Source organism: Roseateles sp. GW821-FHT09G09 (assembly GCF_059415965.1).
Genome location: NZ_JBWKOG010000003.1, coordinates 233,587 through 254,042, shown reverse-complemented (window position 1 = coordinate 254,042; position 20,456 = coordinate 233,587). Strand labels below are relative to the sequence as shown.

The following is a 20,456-nucleotide window of genomic DNA, read 5'->3' as shown; positions in this document are numbered from 1 at the left end:
CAATGGTCACTTGCCGCAAAGGGATGTCGACTTGGTCCTCTACGAATACCCGTTCAACGAGAGCATCCGCACGATGCTCAGACTCGAACACCTGTTCGATCGGCTCGGTCAGTTGATGGCGCGTGACACCGCGATGGATCACCACTTCGCGTTGGCCACCATCTTCGAGGTGATGGACGTCGCCTCGCGCGCCGACCTCAAGGCCGACCTGCTCAAGGAGCTCGAGCGCCACCGCACGCAGTTCAACAGCTACCGCGGCAATCCGGCGGTGTCGGAAGCCGTGCTGGACGAGGTGGTCGGCCGCATCGATGCCGCCTTCGACAAGCTCAACCAGTTGCCCGGCAAGGCCGGTCATGCGCTCACGACCAATGAGTGGCTGATGAGCATCCGCAGCCGGATCTCCATCCCGGGTGGCACCTGCGAGTTCGACCTCCCCGCCTACTACGCGTGGCAGCAACTGCTGCCGGTGCGTCGTCGCAACGACCTGATGCAGTGGGCGCAGACGCTGATGCCGCTCGCCGAAGCGTTGAACGTGCTGCTGGGCCTGCTGCGCGACAGCGGCTCGCCCCACAAGGTGGCCGCCCACGGCGGCCAGTATCAGCAGAGCCTGCCGCCGGGCCGCAGCTTCCACATGCTGCGCATGCGCATCGACCCCAGCCTCGGCTTGATCCCGGAGATCAGCGGTCACCGGCTGATGGTCTCGATCCGGCTGATGCGCCAGGACGAAGACGGGCGCTTGAAACCCGCACCGGTGGACGCCACCTTCGAACTGACCCTGTGTTCCTGACTTGATGCCTCCGGCGCTCAGCACCGGAGGCACGCTGCCGTTCCGTTGTCGCCATGCCCGAGAAATTCATTCCCGCCACCCCGGCGCCCCGCATCGTCCCCTGCCCCACCTGCGGCGGCGACAGTCTTTTCGCGCCGAGCAACCTCTGGCGCCCGTTCTGCAGCGAGCGCTGCCGCCAGATCGACCTGGGCCACTGGTCCGATGAGTCCTTCCGCGTGGCCGCGCCGCCGACGACGATCGACGAGGACGACGCTTCGAAGTAGGTCGATGCGCGCATGACGCGCGTCGACCGACAACCCTCAGGCCGGCAGCAGTTCCAGCCGCACCAGGTCCGCCCGTGCCAGCTCGGGCGTCGTGAACAGGTGCGTCTGCCAGCCCAAAGCCTTCGCGGCCGCGATGTTGTCCGGGTGGTCGTCGAGGAACAGCACCTCCTCGGGACGGGCGTCGAACTGTTCGAGCGCGAGGTCGAAGATCTCCCGCGACGGTTTCGACTGCTTCACACGTCCGGAGAACACGCCCGACACGAACCAGTCCTTCAACGGGAAGGTCTGCTCAAGGTAATCGGCATACGGCTCCGGCATGTTGGACAGGAAGTGCAGCGTGTGCCCCTGCGCCTTCAATTCCTGGACCAAGGCCGCGGAGCCTTCGATGAGCTTCAGCTCCGACGGCACGGCGTCCATCACCGCGACGATGTCCTCGCGTGGCCAGCCGGTGCGCGCATGGATGCGATCCGCCGTGGTGGGCGCATCCGCCAGACCCTGGTCGAACGCCCCCCAATCGCCGCGGTAGTCCTGGAAGAGGTCCTTGGCCAAGGCGGCCCCCTGGATCTCGTCCGCGACGCGGTGGGCCCAGACACGGGCCAGGAAACTCGGCGGGTGCCAACGGAACAGCACGGCGCCGAAATCAAACACGATCTTCATCTGATTCGTTCTCTACTGCGTGGAAATCGGGGAAGCGTACTCAGCCGCGGACCTTGGCCAGCAGGCCGGCCGTGGAAGCATCCAGGCCCGACGCATCGCCACTGGTCAGGCGCGGCAGCAGGCTGTTGCACAGCGCCTTGCCGAGTTCGACGCCCCACTGGTCGAAGCTGTTGATGTTCCAGACAGCGCCGCTGACGAACACGCGGTGCTCATACAGCGCGATCAGCGCGCCGAGCGACGACGGCGTCAGCGCCTCCAGCAGCAAGGTCGTGCTCGGCCGGTTGCCGGTGAAACTCCGATGCCGCGCCAGCACGTCCGGATCCAGGTCTTGCGAGGCCGTCGGCGCCTTCTCCATGCGCGCAGCTTCCGCGGTCTTGCCCTGCATCAGCGCCTGCGATTGCGCCAGGCAGTTCGCCAGCAGCTTCACGTGCTGGTCCTGCAGCTTGTCCAGCAGCTCACCGCGGACATGCGCGCCGAAGTTCGGCGTCTTCACGGCGATGAACTCCACCGGGATCACATCGGTGCCCTGGTGCAGCATCTGGAAGTAGGCATGCTGGCCGTTGGTGCCGGCCTCGCCCCAGACCACCGGACTGGTGGCGAAACTCAACGGATCGCCGGCGCGGTCCACGCCCTTGCCGTTGCTCTCCATCTCCAGCTGCTGCAGGTAGGCGGGCAGCCGGCGCAGCCCCTGGTGATACGGCGCCACGGAGCGGCTCGTGAAGCCGTGGAAATTGCGGTACCAGACATCCAGCAAGCCCAGCAGCACGGGCAGGTTGCTGTCCAACGGCGCGCTGCGGAAATGCTGGTCCATCGCATGCGCGCCGGCCAGCAGCGCGCGGAAGTGGGCCGAGCCCACGGCGATCGCGATCGGCAGGCCGATCACCGACCACAGCGAATAGCGCCCACCGACCCAGTCCCAGAAACCGAAGGTCGTCGCGATGCCGAACTCCGCCGCCGCCTTGGCGTTGCTGGTCGTGGCGGCGAAATGCTTCGCGACATCGGTCCCGCCGTTCTGCAGGAACCAGGCCTTCGCGGCCATCGCGTTGGCCAGCGTCTCCTGCGTCGTGAAGGTCTTGGAGGCGACGATGAACTGCGTGGTCTTCGGATCCAGGTCGCGCAGCACCGGGGCCAAGTCGTGCCCGTCGACGTTCGACACGAAATGCAGCGTCAGTCCGGCTGGCACGTACGACTGCAAGGCCTGGACGACCATCGCCGGCCCGAGGTCCGAGCCGCCGATGCCGATGTGCACGACGTCGGTGATGCCGCTGCTGGCCGCGTCGCGCACCGAGTCGGCGAAGGCCAGCATGCGGGTGAGCGAGGCCTGCACCTCGTCCGAGTGCGGCCCCTGCCCCGCTGGCGCGCGCAGCGCCGTGTGCAGCACCGCGCGACCTTCCGTCGCGTTGATCGGCTCGCCGTTGAACAGCGCTTCGCGCTGCGACTCCAGCTGCACGTCCCGGGCCAGCGTCAACAACAGTTCCAGCGTGCGGGCGTCGATGCGATTCTTCGACAAGTCCGCGAACACCTCCGGCGCCTGCAGCGACCAGGCCGCAAAACGGCCCTCATCGGTCGCGAAGGCCTGACGCACGTCGAACGCGCGCCCGGATTGCTGGAAATGACTGTGCAAGGCCGCCCAGGTCGGGCTGCGGTCGCAACGCGGGAACTCGGTCATCGCAGGCTTTCGATCATCTGGTCCAGCTTGCCGGCATCGACGGCAAACAGGCGGATACCCTCGGCCAGCTTCTCGGTGGCCATGGCGTCCTGGTTGAGGGCGAAGCGGAACGCCGCCTCGTTGAAGGAGACCTTGGGCAAGTCCTGGGCCTTGGCGGCGTCCGCGTCGAGCGCGCGCACCAGCGGGGCCTCGCTGCCCTGCAACTGGGCGAGCAGGTCGGGGCTGATCGTCAGCAGGTCGCAACCGGCGAGCGCCTGGATCTGGCCGACGTTGCGGAAGCTCGCACCCATCACTTCGGTCTGGATGCCGTGCTTCTTGAAGTAGTTGTAGATGGCGGCCACCGACTTCACGCCGGGGTCGTTCACGCCGGCATTGGCGGCCTCGTCCCAGTTCGGGCCGGCGGCCTTCTTGTACCAGTCGTAGATACGACCGACGAAGGGCGAGATCAGCTGGATGCCGTTCTCGCCGCACGCCACCGCCTGGCAGAACGAGAACAGCAGCGTCAGGTTGGTATGGATGCCTTCAAGCTCCAGTTCGCGCGCCGCCTGGATGCCTTCCCACGTCGACGCCACCTTGATCAGCACGCGGTCGCGGCCGATGCCGGCGTCCTCGTACATCTGGATCAGGCGGCGGGCCCGGGCCAGCGTGGCCACCGTATCGAAGCTCAGGCGAGCGTCCACCTCGGTCGACACGCGGCCCGGCACGACCTTCAGGATTTCCAGTCCGAAAGCCACCAGCACCTTGTCGACGATCAGGTCCAGCGCGTCCGTCTTGTTCGCGGCGACGGTGTCCTCGAGCAGGTGGGCATAGTCCGGCGACTGCACCGCCTTCAGGATCAGCGACGGGTTCGTCGTCGCGTCGCGCGGCGTGAACTGCGCCAGCTGCTTGAAGTTGCCGGTGTCGGCAACGACGGTGGTGAAGGCCTTGAGTTGTTCGAGCTGGTTCATGAGCGTAGGCGCCTGGGGCGGTCGAGAACGGACGGGACACGTCGGAGGCATGGGCCTTGCCCCTGCCGCCGACGGAGAAAGCCGTATTAGACCTGCTGGCGGCGCCCCCCTTTGGAGGCGCCGCGCACGTTGACCGGCCCAAGAAACTGGGGCATCATAATTCCGGTAACTTCGTTACATCAAGACATCGCCAACAACTCTTACGCCCCGACGCGGGGCGCCGCGCTCATGTCCTTCGACCTCGTCTTCTTTGGTGGCACCGGTGACCTGACCTGGCGCAAGCTGATGCCCGCGCTGTTCCAGGCGTTCCGCCACGGCAAGCTGCCCGAAGGCGGCCGCATCCTCGCCGTCGCCCGCGACGAGCAGTCCGACGAGCGCTATCGCGAGTGGCTCAAGGAACGCTTCCAGGAGGTCGAGGCCGGCAAGCGACCGAACGACGACGAGTTCGCCCGCTTCTCCGAGCGGGTGCATTACCGCCGCATGGACCTGTCACAGCCCGACCACTACGCGCGGCTGAAGGAATGGCTTGGCGAGCGCAACGCCGACACGGTGGTGTTCTACCTGGCGACCAGTCCTCACCTGTTCACGCAGATCTGCCAGCAACTCGGCGCGGCGGGCTTGAACGGCGCGAACGTGCGCGTCGTGCTGGAGAAGCCGCTGGGTCACGATCTGGCCAGCGCGCAGGAGATCAACCGCGTCGTGCGCTCGGTGTTCTCCGAGACGCAGGCCTTCCGCATCGACCACTACCTCGGCAAGCCGTCGGTGCAGAACCTGATGGCGCTGCGCTTCGGCAACGCGCTGTTCGAACCGCTGTGGCGGCGGGAGAGCATCGCCAACATCCAGATCACGCTGGCCGAAGGCCTGGGCGTCGGCACGCGCGGTCCGTTCTACGACGGCACCGGCGCGCTGCGCGACATGATCCAGAACCATGCGTTGCAGCTGCTCACGATGATCGCGATGGAGGCGCCCTCGAGCAACGACGCGGATGCGATCCGCGACGAGAAGCTGAAGGTGCTGCGCGCGCTCAAGCCGTTCACTGCGGAGAGCGTCGCACGTGACGTGGTGCGTGGCCAGTACCGCGCCGGCAACGCCGAGGGCAAGCCGGTGCCGGGCTATCTGGACGAGGGCAAGATTCCGCCCGACAGTCACACCGAGACCTTCGTCGCGCTGAAGACGGAGATCCAGAACTGGCGTTGGGCAGGCGTCCCTTTCTATCTGCGTACCGGCAAGCGGCTCGCCGCGCGCGACGCGCAGATCGTCATCAATTTCCGCCCGGTGCCGCACCCGATCTTCCCGGGCAGCAGTTGTCCCAACCGGCTGATCATCAAGCTGCAACCCGAGGACGGCCTGGAGCTCCAGCTCATGGCCAACAAGGGCGGCTCCAGCACCGAGGCCTTGAGCCCGGTCTCGCTGGACCTGGACTTCGACAAGGCCTTCGCGCACACCCGCGTCGGTGCCTACGAGCGGCTGCTGCTGGATGCGATCGCCGGACGCCTCAACCTGTTCGTGCGCAGCGACGAGCAGGAACAGGCCTGGCGTTGGGTGGAGCCGATCCTCAACTTCTGGAAGCAGGACAGCACCGGACCGCGCACCTACGTCGCCGGCAGCTGGGGTCCCCCGGCCTCGAGCGCGCTGGTGGCACGCGACGGCCACTCCTGGATCGAGGAATGCTGACGCGATGAGCATGCTCGAACGTGTCAAGGCCGCGCTGCCCGCGCTGCCGCCCGCCGAACAGCGCGTTGCCAAACTGCTGCTGTCCGATCCGCGTTCGTTCGCGAGTCTGCCGGTCAGCGAGCTCGCTGATCGCTCCCATGTCAGCAAGCCGACGGTGGTGCGCTTCTGCCGAAGCGTCGGCTACGACGGTCTGGCCGACTTCAAGCTGAAGCTCGCCGGCAGCGTCAACGAGGGGGTTCCCTTCGTGCACCGCGCGGTCGACGAAGACGACAAGCCCGGCGATCTGATCGTCAAGGTGGTCGACAACGCCGTCGCGGCGCTGCTCCACTACCGCAACGACGCCGCCAGCCATGCCTTCGAGCGCGCGATCGCGGCGTTGTCGGAAACGGCGCGCCAGCGGCAGCGCATCGAGTTCTACGGCGTCGGCAACTCCGGCATCGTGGCCCAGGACGCGCAGCACAAGTTCTTCCGGCTCGGCGCCAACACCTTCGCCTGCAGCGATGGCCACGTGCAGTTGATGAGCGCGACGATGCTGGGCGCGGGTGATTGCGCAGTGATCATCTCCAACTCGGGCCGCAGCCGCGACCTGATGGATGCCGCCGAAATCGCACGCAAGAAGGGCGCGACGACGATCATCATCACCGCCAGCGGCTCACCGTTGGCCCAGATGGGGCAGTTGCCGGGTCAGGTGTTGCTGGCGGTCGACCATCCGGAGGACTATGACCGCTACAGCCCGATGGTGTCGCGGCTGCTGCATCTGATCGTCGTGGACGTGCTGACCACCGGCGTCGCGCTGCGATTGGGCGAGAACCTCCGCCCGATGCTGCAGGAGATCAAGCGCAACCTCCGCACGAAGCGCTACGCGCAGTGAAGCAGGCCCTGTCGACAAGACAGGCGCTCAACGCTGAAATGGAAACGGGCCGCATCTGCGGCCCGTCGTCATTGGGAAAGTCCGGTCACGCCATCTCGGCGGGCGCCGGCGCGTCGGCCCAGAACAGGTGTTCGAGCGCGTACACCCGCGCCAATTCCCGCAGTTCGCGGGGCGCCTGCTGCAGCGTCAGCTGCCAGCCATCCTGACCGCACAGCCTCAGCGCGCTGAGCAGCAGGCTCAGCGCCGCCGAGTCGAAGTCGGTCAGCCCGCTCGCATCCAAGGTGATGCTGCGTCCGGCGGCATTGCCGACTTGCGCCAGCTCGGCGCGCAGCGCGCTTTCGAGCCGCACCCATTCCTCGGGCACGTTCTCCAGGCGCAGCCGCGACGGCAGCTTCAGCATCGCCTCAGCCCTTCTTCGCGCCCGAAGCGGCCGTCGCCGGGCGCGCATTGCGCTCGGCCAGCGACTTGATCAGGCCATCGATGCCCTTGGCGTTGATCTCCTGCGCGAAGCTGTTCTTGTACTGATCCGCCAGCCAGATGCCCAGGACGTTCACGTCGTAGATCTTCCAGCCGCTGTCCAGCTTTTCGAGGCGATAGTCCAGCTGGATCGGATCGCCCTTGCCGCGGATCTCGGTGCGCACGATGACTTCCTTGTCTTCAGGCGCCGCGCGCATCGGCTTCATCGCGATCGTCTGGTCCTTGACCTGCGTCAGCGCGCCGGCATACGTGCGCACCAGCAAGGTCTTGAACTCATCCTGCAACCGCTGCTTCTGCTCCGGCGTCGCCTGGCGCCAAAAGCGGCCGACCGCGGTGGCGGTGATGCGTTGGAAGTCGACGTGCGGCATCACCTTGGTGTCGACCAGCGCCATGATCCGGTTGACGTCGCCGCCCTGAATGGCCTTGTCGCCCTTGACGGCGTCCAGCGTCTCGATCGACAGCTCGCGGATCAACTGATCCGGTGTCGAATTGTCGGCGGCGAAGGCGGCCAGCGGGCTCAGCGTGGCGATCGAGACGATCGCGCCGAGCAGCAGTCGTTTGGTGGCATTCATGCTTGTCCTTTCTCTCTCTTCATGACACGGACCGGATCACAACGTGGCAAGTCCGGTGCCGGTTCACCGGTCGCCCCCAGGGGCGTTACCGGTTGTTGCGGCGCTCAACGGTCGTTCACCGATCGTTCAGCGACCACTTTGAGGGTTGACCGGCTTCTCGTCCGGCGTGATGACTTCGTAGTCGTCGTCTTCTTCCTGTTCCTTGTGCGTCTTGATGTTGCGCCGCTGCAGGTAGGCGTCGCGCACGAAGGTGTACTTGTCCAGCGCGATGCCATCCAGCATGTCGGTCACCCGCAGCAGGTTGGCGCGCGTGTTGATGAGCTGGAGCGCGGAGATCGCGAACTTGTATTCGCCATCGTCGAACAGGTAGGCCGGCGAATAGTAGATGTTGGCCGGCAAGGTCACCGAGTCCCGCAGCGACGACGGTCCCAGCAGCGGCCACACGATGTACGGACCCGTCTTGACACCCCAGTAGCCGAGCGTGCGTCCCAGGTCTTCCGAAGTCTTCTCCAGGCCGGCGGGAGTGGCGATGTCGATCAGGCCGGCGATGCCGAACACGGAGTTCACGGCGACGCGCATGGTCTGGGTCGCGCCGGTCTTGAAGCGGCCCTGCAGGAACAGGTTGACCGCCGACCAGGCATCAGCGAAGTTGCCGAAGAAGTTGTCGACGGCCTGGCGCGCCGGCTGCGGCACGAGGTCCGAGTAAGCGGTGGCAACCGGTCGCAGCAGGTTCTCGTCGAGCTTCTCGTTGAAGTTGAAGACCTTGCGGTTCCAGCCTTCCCAGGGGTCGAGACGGTTGCGCACCCGCGGGCCTGGGGCTTCCTGCACCGCGGCAGCCGCAGCGCCAGCCTGGCCTGCGGCTGCCGGCTCAGCCGAGGAAGCGCCGGCCGCCGGCGCAGCGGCGGAGGCCGGTGCGGCTGCCTGATCCTGCGCGGCCTCGTCCGGGCCTGCCTGCTGCTCGCCCTTCGGCTCGGCGGCCTGCTGCGCAGCTAGCTGCGGCGCTTCGACAGCCTGCTCGGCGATCGGCTCGGCGGTCGTCGCGGCAGTCGGCGCGGCCAAGGCGACGGCCTGCGTCGGCTCGATCGCCTGCCCCCTCTGCTGCGCCATCGCCGGCGCCGCCATGCCCAGCAGCGCGGCGCTCAGCAGTGCAGCTGCAAATTCGGTCCGGCCGGCTCCGGCAGTCCCGACCGTGGTGGTGGTGCTCATTGCTTCTCTCCCGAGGCCGGCGTCGAGGACGCGTCGGCCGCCTTGTTATAGAGGAACTGGCCGATCAGGTTCTCCAGCACCACCGCCGACTGCGTCTGCGTGATGATGTCGCCCGCGGCGAGGTTCTTTTCTTCCGCGCCCGGCTCCAGGCCGATGTATTGCTCGCCCAGCAAGCCGGACGTGAGGATCTTGGCGGAGCTGTCCTTGGGGAACGCGACACCCTGGTTCATGTTCAGGATCACGCGCGCCTGGAAGCTCTTGTCGTCGAAGCTGATCGCACCGACGCGGCCGACCACGACGCCGGCGCTCTTGACGGCGGCGCCGGGCTTCAGGCCGCCGATGTTGTCGAATTTCGCGGTCACGGTGTACGTGTCCTGGAAATTCAACGACAGCAGGTTGCCCGCCTTCAGGGCCAGGAACAGCAAGGCCGCGCCGCCCAGCAGCACGAAGAACCCGACCAGCGCGTCATAACGAGAGGATTGCATCAGGCAACTCCGGAGATATCTCTTGAATTCGGTTGAGGTGTCGACGGAACGCGCGTCGCGCGTCAGATCGAGAACATCATGGCGGTGAGGATGAAATCCAGCCCCAGCACCGCCAGCGACGACAGCACGACCGTGCGCGTCGTGGCCTGGGACACGCCCTCGGGCGTGGGTTTGCAGGTGTAGCCCTGCAGCAGGGCGACGAAGCTGACCGTCATGCCGAACACCACGCTCTTGACGAAACCGTTGCCGACGTCCTTGAACACGTCGACACCGCCTTGCATCTGAGACCAGAACGATCCCGCGTCGATGCCGATCAGCGGCACGGCCACCGCCCAGCCGCCGATGATGCCGACCGCGGAGAACACCGCCGCGAGCAGCGGCATCGCAATGAAGCCAGCCCAGAAACGCGGCGCGAGCACGCGCTGCACCGGGTCGACCGCCATCATCTCCATGGCGCTGAGCTGCTCGCCGGCCTTCATCAGGCCGATCTCCGCGGTCAACGAGGTCCCGGCGCGGCCGGCGAACAGCAGTGCTGCCACCACCGGTCCGAGTTCTCGCACCAGGCTCAGCGCGACCAGCAGCCCCACGGCTTCCGCAGAGCCGTAACGCTGCAGCGTGTAGTAGCCCTGCAGCGCCAGCACGAAACCGACGAACAGTCCGGACACGCCGATGATGGACAGCGAGCGGTTGCCCAGGAAGTAGATCTGCTCCCGCACCAGCGAGAAACGACGCAGGCAGGCGCCCAGATGCAGCAGCAGCGTGACCAGCAGCCGCGCCGCGCCGCCCCAGTCACCGAGCTTCAGGCGCAGACCGCGCCCGATCGAGGTGGCGAAACCGATCATGCCGACGCCTCCTGCGGCAGGCCGAAGTCCTCGCGAACCGGCTTGGCGGGTTGATGGAAGCGCACTGGGCCGTCGGACTCGGCGTTGACGAACTGGTGGACCAGCGGATCCGCGCTGTGGCGCAATTCTTCCGGCGTCCCCTGGGCGACCACGCCGCCGTTGGCCACCATCACGACGTGATCCGCGATGCCGAAGGTCTCCTGGATGTCATGGGAAACGATGACGCTGGTCAGGCCCAACGCATCGTTGAGGTCACGGATCAGCCGCGCGGTCACGCCCAGCGAGATCGGGTCCAGGCCCGCGAAAGGTTCGTCGTACAGCACCAGGTCGGGATCCAGCGCGATCGCGCGCGCCAGCGCGACGCGCCGCGCCATGCCGCCGGACACCTCGTTGGGCATCAGGTCGCGGGCGCCACGCAGGCCGACCGCGTTGAGCTTCATCAGGACGAGGTCGCGGATCATGGGCTCGGACAGCCGGGTGTGTTCACGCAGCGGGAAAGCAACGTTCTCGAACACGTTCAGATCGGTGAACAACGCGCCGAACTGGAAGAGCATGCCCATCCGGCGGCGCTGGGCGTAGAGCTCGGTCTGGCCCATGGGCGCAAGGTCGTGCCCATCGAACAGCACCTGGCCCGAGCGCGGCCGCAATTGCCTCGTCAGCAGCCGCAACAGCGTCGTCTTGCCGCCCCCGGACGAGCCGATCAGCGCCATCACCTTGCCGCGTGGCAAGGTGACATTGACGTCTTTCAGGATGATCCGATCGCCATAGCCGACGGTCACATCCTTCACTTCGATGAGTGGACGGACGCTTCTGGATGAATTGGGATCAGTGAATGCCATTTCTTGGGATCGATCCGGAACGATGCCGGGCGGCAGGCGTCCGGGAGCCGGGATCATAGGGTAAAGCCCGAATTGATGCCGGAGGGCACCTGGGGCGGGATGCAGAGGGATGAGACGGCGCCGGGTCGTTCGCCCCAGGGAGCATCCACGGAGCACCGCCCAGGCGTGACAGACGTCACAGTCGAGGCTCGTCGCGAGACGGGCGGAATCCAAGGCACGACGAGCGGCCTCGCGTTCCGAGGGCCGCTGTCGATAATTTCGGAAACAAGGAGCGCTTCATGTTTGGGAACACTGGGAACTCTCGCCGGACCGTGTCCGGCACGCGTGCGGACCTCGCTTCGGCACGTGGCTTCACACTGATCGAATTGATGATCGTGGTCGCCATCGTGGGCATCCTCAGCATGATTGCGTATCCGGCCTACAGGGACTACGTCACACGTGGGTCGCTGACCGACGCTGCCTCCGGCCTGACCCAGGCCCGGGCAGACATGGAGGCCTATTTCCAGAATTTCCGGACCTATGCAGCCAGTGGCGGAGCGACGCCGCCTTGCTTGACGCCGCAGGTGAATGGGAAGTTCACCATCCAATGTGTTGCACCCACCGCCAACAGCTACAAGCTCACCGCCACCAGCGCGGAAGCCACTCTGAGCGCCTTCCGTTTCTCGGTCACGCAAGCAGACGTCCGCGCCACCGAGGCCGCGCCCGCCGGATGGAATACCTGCGCGACCAAGTGGCTGCTGCGCAAGGGTGATTCGTGCTGACGCGGGTCCGCGCCGACGCGCGCGGCTTCACCCTGATCGAGCTGCTGATCGTGATCTCGATCATCGGCTTGTCGACCGCACTGGCCGCTCCTGCGATCCGCAGCTGGGCGGCCAACGCGCAAACGCGGACCGCCGGCAGCAGCTTGAGCACCACGATCCGCCTGGCGCAGGCGGAGGCGGTCAAGAGCTATCAGCCCGTGGTCCTTTACCGTACCAGCGAGACCACTTGCACGGGCAACGAGCGGGCCAGCGCGGGTGGCTTGTATTGGATTGTCAAAGTGATCCCCAACCTAGTGATCACCGAGGCCAATGGCGCGATCACTCCGCCTGCCCAATGTGGATCCATCAGCAGCGAAACCTCGAACCTCACCATCAATGGGCCGACCGCCCTCTGCTTCGGCCCCAGCGGACGGCCGGTTGCGTTGAACAACCCGGTCGGCGGCGCCGCATCCTGCAACGTGCCTGCCTCCGGCCAGATCGTGTACTGGGTCGACACGTCGACCAGCGTCGCCAACCTGAAACGCCTCTCCGTCTGGGTGACCCTGGGCGGCGGAGTCCGACTGTGCGACCGGGACCGTACTGAATCCAGCGCGCTACCGGACGGCTGCCCGGCGGCGAATGTGTCCTGGACCATCTGAAACGGTGAAACCCATGTTTCAACCTCAAGCCTCCCGTCGTACGCGCCTTCGCGGCATGACGTTGATCGAACTGATGGTGTCCATGTTGGTCATGACCATCGGCATCGTCGGCCTGGTGACCCTGATGGCGCGAGCTTCGCAGGCCTCGACTTCGACCGAGGACAACCTCCGTGCCGCGGTGCTGGCATCGGACATCGTCAACGACATGTGGACCAGCAATCAGATCAATCCGCCGACGCTGGCGGCCTGGCAAGCCCGCGTGGCCGACGTGTCGCAGTCCGGACTTCCCAACGCGGCGGGCACGGTGGCGGTGGACGCGAGTGGCGTCGCGACCGTCACGATTACGTGGCGGACAACCAGCGGCGCGGCGCGCCAGTACACCACCGACGTGCGTTTGAACTGACCATGCCGATGCCTCTTCCTACCGCAGCGCCCCAGGGCACACGCCGATCGCGCGGCTTCACGCTCGTGGAGCTGTTGATCTCGATGACGATCGGCCTGGTGCTGATCGCCGCGCTCGGCATCATCATGACGCGCTACGAGACCTCGAAGCGCCGCAACAGCACGACTGCCGATCTGGCAATGTCGCTGGGCTATGTCGCCTATGACCTGGATCGCCAACTGCGCAGCGCCGGGTCGGGCTTCGTGCAGAACGACGTCGCGCTGGGCTGCACCATCAACGCGTCGATCGGCGGTGCGGCCATCCTTCCGAGTCCCGCCGCCTTCCCAGCCCCCTTCGCGGCAGTGCCGCAGACGGTGACCGCCATTCCGTTGATCGTTTATCCCGGCATCGGGAATGGTGGCTCGGACGTCATCCAGGTCCTGACTGCCGCCGCCGGGCTGAGCGAAGCGCCGCAGGACGTTCTCATCAGCAGCGTGACACCCGTTTCCGCTCAACTGAACAACACCCTGGGTATCCGCGGCGGCGACCTGCTCCTGATGACCGACCCCGCCCCGCGACCCTGCATGATCGTGCAGGCGGCGCCCGGTTTCGTCGGTGGCTCCGGGCAGCAGTTGACGTTCGGCGGCACCTACTTCAACGCCGCGATCCCACCGAGCTTGACAACCTTCGGCGTCAACGGCACTACCGTGTCGAACCTGGGCAACCAGAGCGGCAACATCCCCCGCTTCCAGCTCATCGGAATCAACGCACAGCGCCAGCTCGTGAGCTACGACCTCCTGCGTCTGAACAACATGCCAGGAGCGCCAGGCACCCCGGTCCCGCTGGCGGAAGGCGTTGTCGACATGCGCGTGCGTTACGGCATCAGCGCCGCGGCGAACGGCGTCGTCGACAACTGGGTGGTTCCCAACACGGGCGGCTTTACCAGCGCGCTGCTGAATTCGCCGACCGGTCAGACGTCCCCCGCCCGTCAGATCGTCGCCCTGCGCGTCGCGCTTCTGCTGCGTGGCGATCGCATCGAAAACAACCAGGTCTCGCCGACCTCATTCGCGCTGTTCCAGTCCTTGCCTGCTGCTGCGCAAATCACGGTGAACCTGCCGGCCGGCGAAGAACTCCGCAACTACAAGTTGGTCGAGTTCACGGTGCCGCTCCGCAATGCGATCTTCGGCTCGCAGTTCCGCACCCCGCCCCCCTGAGGCGGGCTCCCGCCAACAAGGATGACTCCGATGCGTCCCCTCCCGTTCCCCCGACAGCGCGCCACCCGCAGGCAGCGGGGCGTGATCATGGTGATCGCGCTCGTGACGCTGGCCGTGCTGCTGATCGGCGCCGCCGCGACCATGCGGTCGATGAACGTCTCTCTCCTCAACACCGGCAACATCGGGTTCAAGCGCGACATGGCCAACCAGTCCGAGCGGGCCATACGCTCGGCGACTGACTCCCTGGTCACGGGCGGCTTGGCGAGCGCTGCGGCGCGCATGACGAGCAATCCGGCGCTGAACTACAGCGCGACGATGCTGCCTTCCGACGCGACCGGCATTCCGCTGGCGATGTTGAACATGACCGACCGCGACGCCTTCGGCGGCATCGGCAACGCGGCGCGGGCCATCAAGCTGCCCGACGACGGGATCGAAATGCATTACATGATCGACCGGCTGTGCTTGACCCCTGGGGCATTCACGACAGCGAACTGTTCCGTGCTAGGTCGCTCGGACAACGCAGGCTACAAGATCGATGGACCCAAGATCCTGCCGCAGGCCACCTTCCGCATCACGGTGCGCGTGACCGGGCCGCACAACGCCTACTCGTTCTACCAGACGACCTATTCAGTCAACTGATTGAGGTTCCCGATGTTCACTCCCTCCCTCAACAGACGCCTCGTTGGCGCTGCATTCGCGGCGCTGGCCACGGCCGGTCTCCCCGCGCATGCGGCAACCTCCCTGGCCGACAAGCCGGTGTTCGCTTCCGTCTCGGTGCCAGGCAATCTCGCCCTGGCGCTCTCGGTGGAGTTCCCGACCGCCGTCAGCAATGCCCACCTGGATACGACCTACTCCCCGACGTCGACCTACCTGGGTTACTTCGATCCGGACAAGTGCTACGACTACCGGCGCGCCGATCCCGCTGCCGGCAAGGTCAACCTTGATCACTTCGCGCCAGCCGCCACGGCCACGGCCCACGTCTGCAACAGCAAGTGGAGCGGCAACTTCCTGAACTGGGCGACGATGCAGACCATCGATCCGTTCCGTTGGGCATTGACGGGCGGATACCGTGTCGTCGATGAGACCTACGCGACGGTGATCGAGAAGGCTTACGCCAGCGGTCAGGGCGGTACGGGCAATTTCCCCGACCGCTCCCTGACCAACGCGACGGTGATCGCTGGCGCCACGCCGCTCGGCTGGTCTGGTCTGCGGCTGCGTATCCAGGGCATGGGCGTGCAGCTGCGCTTCACGCGCCAAGGCGACAACAACTCGGGCAACCCTGTTTCGTTCAATCCGGCTGGGTCGCCCTGGGCCGACAACATCTCCTACGTCGTGTCCGCGCGAGCGCGCGTCTGCGACACCACGTTGGGGATCAGTTTTCGCGAGAGCAATTGCAAGCTCTACGCGAACGGCAGCTACAAGCCTGAAGGTCTGATCCAGCAGTATTCCAGCCAGATTCGGTTCAGCGCCTTCGGTTACCTGAACGACGGCAACCTGAGCAGGGATGGCGGGGTGCTGCGCGCGCGTCAGAAGTTCGTCGGTCCGACACAACCGGTTCCGGGCGGTGATCCGACGGACAACGGTCTGAAGGAATGGGATCCAGCAACCGGCATCATGCGTCTCAATCCGGACCCCGCTGACGCAAAGGCCTTCGGTGTGGCCTTGTCGAACAGCGGGGTGATGAACTATCTGAACAAATTCGGCGCGGCGGCGGGCACCTACAAGACGTATGACCCCGTCGGCGAGCTCTTCTATACGGTATTGCGCTACTACCGCAACATCGGCAACGTGTCCGAGTACACCGACGGCGGTTCGGCCAGCGCCAACACCAAGTCGACCTGGGCCGATGGATTCCCGGTGATCACCGACTGGGACGATCCGATCCAGTATTCGTGCCAGAAGAACTTCATCCTCGGCATCGGCGACGTCAACACGCACGCGGACCGCAACCTGCCCGGATCGACGGGGTCGTCCGAGCCGGCAAAGCCAAGTGCAGTCAGTGCCGACACCGCTTTCAACGCGACGACCTACACCAACATGGTCGGCACGATGAGCAACATCAGCAACCTGGCCTCGACCTCGCCCTACAACGGCTGCTGCACCAACAACGGCGCGCTGATGGCCGGCATGGCGTATTGGGCCAACACCAACGACATCCGCCCGACCGGCGATCCGATCAAGACCACGGGCATGCAGACGGTCCAGACCTACTGGCTGGACGTGCTGGAGCAGTCGACGTACAAGAACAACAACCAGTACTACCTGGCCACGAAGTACGGCGGCGCCAACCTCCCTGCCGACTTCAACCCGGTGGGACGCACGGCGGACCTGACGCAATCGTGGTGGCATACGGGTTCGTCGAGCGATACCGTGGGCGGGCAGTTGCGCCCCGACACCTATTTCACGGCGGCGCGGCCCGACCTGATGGTGAGTGGCCTGTCCTCGGCATTCGCAAGCATCGCTTCGCGCATGAAGGCTTTGTCGACAGCGCTCGCGACGGCTCAGCCGCAAATCACGGCGGCAGGTACGGCCAACTATTCGGCGCAGTACGACGCCTCCAATTGGTCCGGTGACGTGGTCGCCAGCACCTTGTCCCTCAATCCGGTGGATGGCAAGACCTCTTCCTCCGATTCCTGGCGCTTCTCCGACAAGTTGGCTGCACAAGCCGCCGGCAACGGTTGGGACACGGGCCGATTCATGGTCACCATCAATTCGTCGACCCGCTCGGCGGTGCCCTTCCGTCTGGCCTCCATCAGCTCGTCGCAGTCGTCCTCGCTGGACACCGCCTACCTGAACACCAGCGACGCACAGGCCTACCTGAACTACCTTCGCGGTGACCGCAGCCAGGAACAGAACTCCGTCGTCTCCGGAAGCACGAAGGCGTACCGCACCCGCACCTCGCTGGTCGGCGACATCGTCAACTCGAAGCTGGTCGTCGTCGGTCCGCCTTCGCTGGGTCTTTCCGAAGTCTCAAACCCAGGCTACAGCGCCTACAAGACTGCGAAGGCGGGGCGTCCCAACTATGTGGTCGCGGCCACGAATCAAGGCGTCGTGCATGTGATCGACGGCAGCCTGACCGGGACCACCGCTGGCAAGGAGCTGTTCGCCTACGTTCCGAGCCCCGTCTTCAGCGGTCCCGACGGTACGCCAGCCGTCAACGGCCTGCAGTCGATCGGCAATCCCAACTTCACGCATTACTACATGGTCGATGCCCAGCCCGTGACGATGGACGTCGACTTCGGTCGAACCGTCGGCGGTTCTGGCACGGACTGGCGCTCCATTGTCGTCGGCGGCATGGGCAAGGGTGGCCGGAGCATCTACGCGCTGGACCTGACCGATCTGGGCAGCATCAATTCGGAAGCCGTCGCCGCGACCAAGGTTCTCTGGGAGTTCACCGATTCCGACATGGGCTTCACCTTTGGCCAGCCGCTGGTGACGCGGATGGCGCAGTACGGCTGGGTCGTGATCGTCCCGGCAGGACTCAACAACACGAGCGGCAAGAACCACCTGTATATCCTGAACCCCCGCACCGGCGCGCTGCTGGCCCGCATCGACACGCCGGTCGGCACCTCTGCCGAACTGGATGACGGCACGGCCGGCAACCCGTCTGGGATGACCCAGGTGACGGCCTTCTATCCGGACATCCAATCCGCACAAGCTGAATCGGTCTACGCCGGGGATCTGCGCGGCAGTGTGTGGCGCTTCGACCTGCGCAGTGCGCCGTCCTTCCCCACGCCGGTGAAGGTGGCCCGCGCCACCGACGCGAGCGGCGCGATCCAGCCGATCACCACACGGGTCCTGCCCGTGGTGCAACTCGCGAGCAATCGCCGCTTCGTGGTCTTCGGCTCCGGCAAGCTGCTCGACGCCAGCGACATCACGAACGCCCAGGTGCAACGGATGTATGCGGTGACGGATGGTCGATCGGGCAACTTCAGCACCAGCGCGGACCTGCCCGCCGGCGTGAGTTTCCCCATCACGGCCACCAAACTGCACCAATTGACCGACCTGACGCGTCCGGTCGTCATCGACTTCGACCAGGAGATGGGTTGGTACATGAACGTAGCAACGGGCTTCCGGATCATCAATGACCCGACGTATTTCGGCGGCACGGTGGTTTTTGCAGCCACGCTGCCCAGCAGTGCCGATGCGTGCTCGCCCTCCGGGACAAGCATCGTGTATGCGATCGACCTGGGCACCGGCCAGAGCCGTTTCACCAACAATGCCGCCTACTTCGATCCTGGTGCCGCAGTCACGGACGTCACGTTCGTGATTACCGATGGAGAGCCCAGATTGGTCGTCGGACTGGGCACCGGCTGCACAGGCTCGGGATGCCCGGACCAGTGCTCCGGCACCACCTGCACCCCGGGCACCTTGCCCGCAAAAGGCGTCGGACCCAAGCTGCTGAACTGGCGCGAAGTGCCGCTGCGCAACGCCGCTGGCGGCACGCTCTGAGCGCACTGCTCCCACACGAAGCCCGGCAGTCGCCGGGCTTTTTCATTTCGGTCAAGCGGGCTCGTCCATGAGCGAGCCCTCAACGGAGGCCCTGCTCAGCGCGCAGGCATGAAAAAACCCGCCGGTTTACACCGACGGGTTCGCTGGTTCGTATCGTGCGTCTCGAGGTGCTCGCGTTTGCGCGCTCTGGATCTCAGGTGGGGATGCTCAGCGCGGCAGCGCGCTGTCACCCGTGAGGAACTCGTCGATCGCACGGGCAGCCTGCCGGCCTTCCCGGATGGCCCAGACGACCAGCGACTGGCCGCGACGCATGTCGCCGGCGGCGAACACCTTCGCCGCGTTGGTCTTGTACCCGCCGTTGAACTCGGTCGTGGCCTTGGCATTGCCGCGTGCGTCCTTGCTCACGCCGAAGGCCTCGACGATCGCCGCGACCGGGCTCACGAAGCCCATCGCCAGCAACACCAGATCCGCCTTGAGAATCTGCTCGCTGCCCGGCACCTCGACGACCTTGCCGTTGACCCATTCCACACGCACCGTCTTCACACCGGTGACCTTGCCCTTCTCGCCGAGGAACTCCTTGGTCGCGATCGCGAACTCGCGCTCGCAACCCTCCTCATGGCTCGACGACGTACGCAGCTTGATCGGCCAGTAGGGCCAGGTCATCGGCCGGTCCTCGACCTCGGGCGGCTGCGGCATCAGCTCGAACTGCGTCACGCTCGCGGCGCCATGCCGGTTGCTGGTGCCCACGCAATCGCTGCCGGTATCGCCGCCGCCAATCACGACCACGTGTTTCCCGTCGGCGCGCAACTGGCCCTTGAGCTTGTCGCCGGCATTGACCTTGTTCTGCTGCGGCAGGAACTCCATCGCGAAATGCACGCCGGCCAGGTCGCGCCCCGGCACCGGCAGATCGCGCGACTGCTCGGCACCGCCGGCGAGCAGCACCGCATCGAATTGCTGCGTCAGTTCGTCCGCGGTGACCACATCCTTGGCCCAGTTCGTCACCTTCGAGCCCTCGGGCAGGTGCGCCACCATCACGCCGGTCCGGAAGACCACGCCCTCCGCCTCCATCTGCTGGACGCGGCGATCGATGTGGCTCTTCTCCATCTTGAAGTCCGGGATGCCGTAGCGCAGCAGCCCGCCGACACGGTCGTTCTTCTCGAACACCGTGACGCTGTGCCCGACACGCGCCAATTGCTGCGCCGCGGCCAGACCCGCCGGACCGGATCCCACGATGGCCACGGTCTTGCCGGTCTTCACCTTCGCCGGACGCGGCGGCACCCAGCCCTCGGCCCAGGCGCGGTCGATGATCGCGTGCTCGATCGACTTGATGCCGACGGCGTCGTCATTGACGTTCAACGTGCAGGCCGCTTCACAGGGCGCGGGGCAGATGCGACCGGTGAACTCGGGGAAGTTGTTGGTCGAGTGCAGCACCGCGATGGCGCTCTTCCAGTCCGTGTCTCCGCCCCGGTACACCAGGTCGTTGAAGTCAGGAATGATGTTGTTGACCGGACAGCCGCTGTTGCAGAACGGCGTGCCGCAGTCCATGCAGCGCGCGCCCTGCTGTTTCGCCTGCTCGACGTTGAGGCCGATGACGAATTCCTTGTAGTTCTTGAGTCGCGCCTCGACGGGCTGGTAGCCCTCTTCCAGACGTTCGTACTCCATGAAGCCGGTGACTTTTCCCATGACGGCTCGCTCCTGAATGCTTGAGTCTTGATGCGGT

20 protein-coding genes are annotated in these 20,456 nt (G+C 65.8%); 10 read left to right on the top strand and 10 right to left on the bottom strand.

Going from position 1 to position 20,456, the window contains the following annotated elements; all coding sequences use genetic code 11:
• The first annotated feature begins 31 nt into the window (after positions 1-31).
• Complete coding sequence (gene zapD, locus AC07O8_RS09605; RefSeq protein ID WP_088407952.1) at positions 32-787, top strand: cell division protein ZapD; 756 nt, start codon at positions 32-34, stop codon at positions 785-787.
• Between the two features lie 53 nt (positions 788-840).
• Positions 841-1,050 (top strand): DNA gyrase inhibitor YacG, encoded by a 210-nt coding sequence (locus AC07O8_RS09600; protein ID WP_431048699.1) that lies wholly within the window; start codon positions 841-843, stop codon positions 1,048-1,050.
• Positions 1,051-1,086: 36 nt separating this feature from the next.
• Here the strand turns inward: AC07O8_RS09600 and AC07O8_RS09595 are convergent, their stop codons facing one another.
• The 3 genes from AC07O8_RS09595 to tal are packed head-to-tail and all read right to left on the bottom strand — an operon-like array spanning position 1,087 to position 4,323.
• Positions 1,087-1,707 carry an HAD family hydrolase gene (locus tag AC07O8_RS09595; RefSeq protein WP_495047802.1) on the bottom strand — a complete coding sequence of 207 codons (621 nt, stop codon included), beginning with the start codon at positions 1,705-1,707 and terminating at the stop codon, positions 1,087-1,089.
• Between the two features lie 40 nt (positions 1,708-1,747).
• Entirely contained in the window at positions 1,748-3,376 is a 1,629-nt protein-coding gene (gene pgi, locus AC07O8_RS09590; RefSeq protein ID WP_495047801.1) for a glucose-6-phosphate isomerase, read from the bottom strand.
• A complete protein-coding gene (tal, locus tag AC07O8_RS09585) occupies positions 3,373-4,323 on the bottom strand; it encodes a transaldolase (protein WP_495047800.1) in 951 nt (316 codons plus the stop codon). Before tal ends, pgi begins: the two co-directional genes overlap by 4 nt.
• A gap of 228 nt (positions 4,324-4,551) precedes the next feature.
• On the opposite strand from tal, the gene zwf reads away from it, so the two are divergent.
• Positions 4,552-5,997 (top strand): glucose-6-phosphate dehydrogenase, encoded by a 1,446-nt coding sequence (gene zwf / locus AC07O8_RS09580; protein ID WP_495047799.1) that lies wholly within the window; start codon positions 4,552-4,554, stop codon positions 5,995-5,997.
• 10 nt (positions 5,998-6,007) lie between these two features.
• Positions 6,008-6,868, top strand: coding sequence for a MurR/RpiR family transcriptional regulator (locus AC07O8_RS09575; protein ID WP_297528866.1), 861 nt, complete (start codon positions 6,008-6,010; stop codon positions 6,866-6,868).
• 85 nt (positions 6,869-6,953) lie between these two features.
• On the opposite strand, the gene AC07O8_RS09570 is transcribed toward AC07O8_RS09575, so the two are convergent.
• From AC07O8_RS09570 to AC07O8_RS09545, 6 genes are all read right to left on the bottom strand, one after another.
• Positions 6,954-7,268: an STAS domain-containing protein gene (locus AC07O8_RS09570; protein WP_495047798.1), complete on the bottom strand. Its 315-nt coding sequence runs from the start codon at positions 7,266-7,268 to the stop codon at positions 6,954-6,956.
• A gap of 4 nt (positions 7,269-7,272) precedes the next feature.
• Positions 7,273-7,917, bottom strand: a complete 645-nt coding sequence (locus AC07O8_RS09565; RefSeq protein ID WP_495047797.1) for an MlaC/ttg2D family ABC transporter substrate-binding protein — start codon at positions 7,915-7,917, stop codon at positions 7,273-7,275.
• 126 nt (positions 7,918-8,043) lie between these two features.
• A complete protein-coding gene (locus AC07O8_RS09560; RefSeq protein ID WP_495047796.1) occupies positions 8,044-9,123 on the bottom strand; it encodes an MlaA family lipoprotein in 1,080 nt (359 codons plus the stop codon).
• On the bottom strand, positions 9,120-9,608 hold the full coding sequence (gene mlaD / locus AC07O8_RS09555; protein ID WP_297528843.1) for an outer membrane lipid asymmetry maintenance protein MlaD: 489 nt from the start codon (positions 9,606-9,608) through the stop codon (positions 9,120-9,122). The genes AC07O8_RS09560 and mlaD overlap by 4 nt, the downstream gene beginning before the upstream one ends.
• Positions 9,609-9,670: 62 nt before the next feature.
• Complete coding sequence (gene mlaE, locus AC07O8_RS09550) at positions 9,671-10,450, bottom strand: lipid asymmetry maintenance ABC transporter permease subunit MlaE (protein ID WP_495047795.1); 780 nt, start codon at positions 10,448-10,450, stop codon at positions 9,671-9,673.
• On the bottom strand, positions 10,447-11,289 hold the full coding sequence (locus AC07O8_RS09545; protein ID WP_495048125.1) for an ABC transporter ATP-binding protein: 843 nt from the start codon (positions 11,287-11,289) through the stop codon (positions 10,447-10,449). The genes mlaE and AC07O8_RS09545 overlap by 4 nt, the downstream gene beginning before the upstream one ends.
• Positions 11,290-11,567: 278 nt before the next feature.
• On the opposite strand from AC07O8_RS09545, the gene AC07O8_RS09540 reads away from it, so the two are divergent.
• From AC07O8_RS09540 to AC07O8_RS09515, 6 genes are read left to right on the top strand one after another with little or no spacing between them, the layout of a single operon-like run.
• On the top strand, positions 11,568-12,050 hold the full coding sequence (locus AC07O8_RS09540) for a type IV pilin protein (RefSeq protein WP_495047794.1): 483 nt from the start codon (positions 11,568-11,570) through the stop codon (positions 12,048-12,050).
• Positions 12,044-12,688: a pilus assembly FimT family protein gene (locus AC07O8_RS09535; protein ID WP_495047793.1), complete on the top strand. Its 645-nt coding sequence runs from the start codon at positions 12,044-12,046 to the stop codon at positions 12,686-12,688. The genes AC07O8_RS09540 and AC07O8_RS09535 overlap by 7 nt, the downstream gene beginning before the upstream one ends.
• Positions 12,669-13,091, top strand: coding sequence for a type IV pilus modification PilV family protein (locus AC07O8_RS09530; RefSeq protein ID WP_495047792.1), 423 nt, complete (start codon positions 12,669-12,671; stop codon positions 13,089-13,091). The genes AC07O8_RS09535 and AC07O8_RS09530 overlap by 20 nt, the downstream gene beginning before the upstream one ends.
• Positions 13,092-13,093: 2 nt before the next feature.
• Entirely contained in the window at positions 13,094-14,284 is a 1,191-nt protein-coding gene (locus AC07O8_RS09525; protein WP_495047791.1) for a PilW family protein, read from the top strand.
• Positions 14,285-14,314: 30 nt separating this feature from the next.
• Complete coding sequence (locus AC07O8_RS09520) at positions 14,315-14,923, top strand: pilus assembly PilX family protein (protein WP_495047790.1); 609 nt, start codon at positions 14,315-14,317, stop codon at positions 14,921-14,923.
• 12 nt (positions 14,924-14,935) lie between these two features.
• Entirely contained in the window at positions 14,936-18,736 is a 3,801-nt protein-coding gene (locus AC07O8_RS09515) for a pilus assembly protein (protein ID WP_495047789.1), read from the top strand.
• Between the two features lie 207 nt (positions 18,737-18,943).
• On the opposite strand, the gene AC07O8_RS09510 is transcribed toward AC07O8_RS09515, so the two are convergent.
• Positions 18,944-20,419 (bottom strand): glutamate synthase subunit beta, encoded by a 1,476-nt coding sequence (locus AC07O8_RS09510; RefSeq protein ID WP_495047788.1) that lies wholly within the window; start codon positions 20,417-20,419, stop codon positions 18,944-18,946.
• Positions 20,420-20,456 lie beyond the last annotated feature (37 nt).

Excerpts from the sequence above, each read along its gene's own strand:
- AC07O8_RS09570 (WP_495047798.1), bottom strand. The coding sequence starts at position 7,268 with ATGCTGAAGCTGCCGTCGCGGCTGCGCCTGGAGAACGTGCCCGAGGAA.
- AC07O8_RS09600 (WP_431048699.1), top strand. The coding sequence starts at position 841 with ATGCCCGAGAAATTCATTCCCGCCACCCCGGCGCCCCGCATCGTCCCC.
- AC07O8_RS09575 (WP_297528866.1), top strand. The coding sequence starts at position 6,008 with ATGCTCGAACGTGTCAAGGCCGCGCTGCCCGCGCTGCCGCCCGCCGAA.
- mlaE (WP_495047795.1), bottom strand. The coding sequence starts at position 10,450 with ATGATCGGTTTCGCCACCTCGATCGGGCGCGGTCTGCGCCTGAAGCTC.
- tal (WP_495047800.1), bottom strand. The coding sequence starts at position 4,323 with ATGAACCAGCTCGAACAACTCAAGGCCTTCACCACCGTCGTTGCCGAC.
- AC07O8_RS09510 (WP_495047788.1), bottom strand. The coding sequence starts at position 20,419 with ATGGGAAAAGTCACCGGCTTCATGGAGTACGAACGTCTGGAAGAGGGC.
- AC07O8_RS09525 (WP_495047791.1), top strand. The coding sequence starts at position 13,094 with ATGCCGATGCCTCTTCCTACCGCAGCGCCCCAGGGCACACGCCGATCG.
- AC07O8_RS09565 (WP_495047797.1), bottom strand. The coding sequence starts at position 7,917 with ATGAATGCCACCAAACGACTGCTGCTCGGCGCGATCGTCTCGATCGCC.
- AC07O8_RS09515 (WP_495047789.1), top strand. The coding sequence starts at position 14,936 with ATGTTCACTCCCTCCCTCAACAGACGCCTCGTTGGCGCTGCATTCGCG.
- AC07O8_RS09545 (WP_495048125.1), bottom strand. The coding sequence starts at position 11,289 with ATGGCATTCACTGATCCCAATTCATCCAGAAGCGTCCGTCCACTCATC.
- AC07O8_RS09560 (WP_495047796.1), bottom strand. The coding sequence starts at position 9,123 with ATGAGCACCACCACCACGGTCGGGACTGCCGGAGCCGGCCGGACCGAA.
- AC07O8_RS09530 (WP_495047792.1), top strand. The coding sequence starts at position 12,669 with ATGTGTCCTGGACCATCTGAAACGGTGAAACCCATGTTTCAACCTCAA.
- AC07O8_RS09520 (WP_495047790.1), top strand. The coding sequence starts at position 14,315 with ATGCGTCCCCTCCCGTTCCCCCGACAGCGCGCCACCCGCAGGCAGCGG.
- AC07O8_RS09540 (WP_495047794.1), top strand. The coding sequence starts at position 11,568 with ATGTTTGGGAACACTGGGAACTCTCGCCGGACCGTGTCCGGCACGCGT.
- mlaD (WP_297528843.1), bottom strand. The coding sequence starts at position 9,608 with ATGCAATCCTCTCGTTATGACGCGCTGGTCGGGTTCTTCGTGCTGCTG.
- zwf (WP_495047799.1), top strand. The coding sequence starts at position 4,552 with ATGTCCTTCGACCTCGTCTTCTTTGGTGGCACCGGTGACCTGACCTGG.
- AC07O8_RS09595 (WP_495047802.1), bottom strand. The coding sequence starts at position 1,707 with ATGAAGATCGTGTTTGATTTCGGCGCCGTGCTGTTCCGTTGGCACCCG.
- pgi (WP_495047801.1), bottom strand. The coding sequence starts at position 3,376 with ATGACCGAGTTCCCGCGTTGCGACCGCAGCCCGACCTGGGCGGCCTTG.